4 protein-coding genes are annotated in these 2,832 nt (G+C 39.9%); 1 reads left to right on the forward strand and 3 read right to left on the reverse strand.

All coding sequences use genetic code 11. The annotated features are described in order from the left end of the window. From VIK44_RS12345 to VIK44_RS12355, 3 genes are all read right to left on the reverse strand, one after another. Nucleotides 1–171 (reverse strand): DUF503 domain-containing protein (locus tag VIK44_RS12345; protein WP_331554197.1); only part of this gene is annotated, 171 nt, incomplete at its 3' end. 187 nt (nucleotides 172–358) lie between these two features. Continuing rightward, nucleotides 359–961, reverse strand: coding sequence for a hypothetical protein (locus VIK44_RS12350; RefSeq protein WP_331554194.1), 603 nt, complete (start codon nucleotides 959–961; stop codon nucleotides 359–361). 31 nt (nucleotides 962–992) lie between these two features. After that, nucleotides 993–1,487 carry a hypothetical protein gene (locus tag VIK44_RS12355; RefSeq protein WP_331554195.1) on the reverse strand — a complete coding sequence of 165 codons (495 nt, stop codon included), beginning with the start codon at nucleotides 1,485–1,487 and terminating at the stop codon, nucleotides 993–995. A gap of 340 nt (nucleotides 1,488–1,827) precedes the next feature. Between VIK44_RS12355 and VIK44_RS12360 the strand changes: the two genes are divergently transcribed. Further along, the coding region (locus VIK44_RS12360; protein WP_331554196.1) for a glycerophosphoryl diester phosphodiesterase membrane domain-containing protein at nucleotides 1,828–2,832 on the forward strand (1,005 nt) is incomplete at its 3' end.

The following is a 2,832-nucleotide window of genomic DNA, read 5'->3' on the forward strand; positions in this document are numbered from 1 at the left end:
GGCGATTCCCAAAACAATTTTCTGATGATGATCCTGTTCGTCAATTTCGGAAATGGACACATTGAATTTCTGTCTGGTTTTTTCAACCAGACTTTTCAGAATCCGGCGTTTGTCTTTCAGTGAATGCACCCATGGAGTGTGAATGCAAATCGTGATGGTCCCGATATTCATAAACTTTCACCTCTTTTTAGCTGCGCCGCTCTTTGCGCCTAAAAGCAGCGTCAGGCACTTTCATTTCAAAAACTGAATTAACCTTATAGTACACAAAGCCAGTTCTAAAACCAACTTTCCCTAAACCCGAGTGGATTCTCAATAAGTTAAGGGGCAGGCACCGGTCACAATTATTTAGAAATTGTTATCATCTTTTATAGAAACGACAATTTAGTTCATGCAAGGCAAGCAATGGTCCCTGATCATACGTTTCACAGGGGTACAACTTTTTCATTTCAAAGAATCTGTCCAATAACCAAGGAATAGTGTCCTCTTCCCCTTTAAAGCCAAGAATCAGGCAAATTAATGACTGCACATAAGGGCTTCGGATCTCAACATACTGTTCCTTCAGCAACAGTGAATAGTTTTTTTGACTTTTAGCAAGAAACTGTACTGAATTTTCTATAAAAATATCATGGTTATTGCGTTTCAGCTTTTCCAACACCATAGGCATGAGCACCTCTTCAAACTCCAACGCCTTTCTAATCAGGTCAACCCGATTAATTGCATCTGTTTTTTTTCGTAACAGTTGAAAGATCTCCTCAGGGTTTTGTTCTGCCTGAATGAGTTCCTTCTCCCGAGTGATCTGGTTAAGGCGTTCATTGTTCAATATTCCTTCCTTCATAATTAATTCATTGGCTACATTCTCAATCCCATCAAATAAAAGGGTGCTGTAAACTAACCGCTGCACGGAGTTTTCCAAGTACGGATTATCCCGAAAGAATTTTTTTGTTAAAAGTTTTTTATACACTTATTTACCTCATTGTTAGTTTTTTCAAACTTTACCTTGCAATCCACTTCTCAATAAATTCACTATCATTAATGGAACCGTCCGTATTAAGAACTTCAAGATAGATCCCATCCCCTTTTCCAACCGACCATATGGCGTTCACTGAATTTATTTTTTCAGTAATCTGATTATCAAAGATATGCCTTTTAAAAACACCTTTACCAACGCCAAATTCATTTGCTACATACGCTACCAGATACACATCTATACAACTTGCCCCAAACAAGCTCGTATCACCCGTTAAAATATGGTTTCTGATGAGCGCCGGCCACTCATTTTTATTTGCGTTCAGTATATCACATTTAATGTCTTCAATATTATAAGCTTTGTAACTTCTCTTTTCCCATTGCTTCAGTTGGTTAAAATCTCCATGTACAGCTATAAGCTTAGTCAGCATATTTTTCAGATTGCATACTGTTGGGATAACCTTATAGTTTAAACTTCTGCCCATAATCCGATCAGGCATTTTTTCGATTCTTACACTCATTTATTCACCACCTAGTTATAAATTTCTTTATCAAATTAACATCCTGCTAACCTTATTTGCAATATCACTTGCATTAATGTAAACGAGCTTAGGCCTTTTTTTTCGCGCTTTGAAGTTTAACCTAAGTGTGCCTGGCACCATCAGCCGCTACCTGGCTCGGCCGCACTGTCAGGCACAGGGAGTTCTCTTTTCCTCCCTTTTTTCGTTATTCGCTTGTATTTTGATAAATTTTTCTATAAATTCATTGGAACTTTCTGATATACTTTGGATAATAGTGAAGCAACCCATTTTAAGATAAGTGTGCTAAGCATAAAACCGGCTCATTGAAAGGAGTCCCATAATGAAAGCATTTCTAACTGACGTTTTCCATCATGGCAAAGTGAAGTTCAAACTGGTGCAATTTAATTTTATAACACTCCTCATTTTCGAAGCATTATACACCCTGATCGGATCACTGGTTATTTATCCTGGAAGCCTTTTTCTCTTGAATAAGGCAATGTCCTTATTAGGGTTTCCTTTTCTAAGCGACGCCAATATTGGTCTGGTATTGACCAATCCCCTTGGACTGTTAGCCCTTCTGCTTTTTATCCTGGTGCTTGGGTTTTACGGACTTTTCGAATTAACCACCCTCATTGTCCTGTTTAATGAAAGCCACTTCCAGCGACCGGTTCGCCTTTTAACGCTCTGCAAAAAGGGTGTTGAACGGGCGATTCGGATTGTCAAGCCACGTAATTTTCCGTTGATTATTTTTGTGCTGATCATTATCCCCTTTACCGAATTTTCACTAGCCTCCAGTTTTGTGAACGAGGTTAAAATCCCGGAATTTATCATGGCCAATATTTTTGCCAGCCCGCTATGGACCCTGAGCTACTTTATCCTGCTCATTGGCCTGTTTCTGCTGGTCATGTGGGGGATTTTTTCGATCCATTATTTTACCCTGGAAGATCAACCCTTTATTCAGGCCATCAAAAAAAGCCGGACGCTGATCAAAGGTCATTTTTGGCACACAGCCTTCTGGGTTGCTTTCTGGAATGCTGCGATTCTGTTACTGCTGGCGATGCTTTTTGGCATCCTTGAGGTTGTGGCTTTTTTTGTCCTTGGACAGCTCCTTTATGATACCCTGGCCGTCTCCATTTTTATTGGCTTCTTTGGCTTCTTTGTTTCGGCCATCTTTACCACCTTCCAACTGATTGAGACAGCAATCACCTTTGCTCTGGTATCGATGTTTTACTACGATTATTCCCAGAGGGCCCCATGCGATGTTTCGTCAACCGCTCTGATCGAAACGAAAAACAATCGCAATAAAACCGACAAACCCCGAAAAAAGCTGTTCATCGGCTTGAGC

The sequence above is a fragment of the Acetobacterium sp. genome (genome assembly GCF_036508315.1).
In the GTDB taxonomy this organism is placed as follows: Bacteria; Bacillota; Clostridia; order Eubacteriales; family Eubacteriaceae; genus Acetobacterium.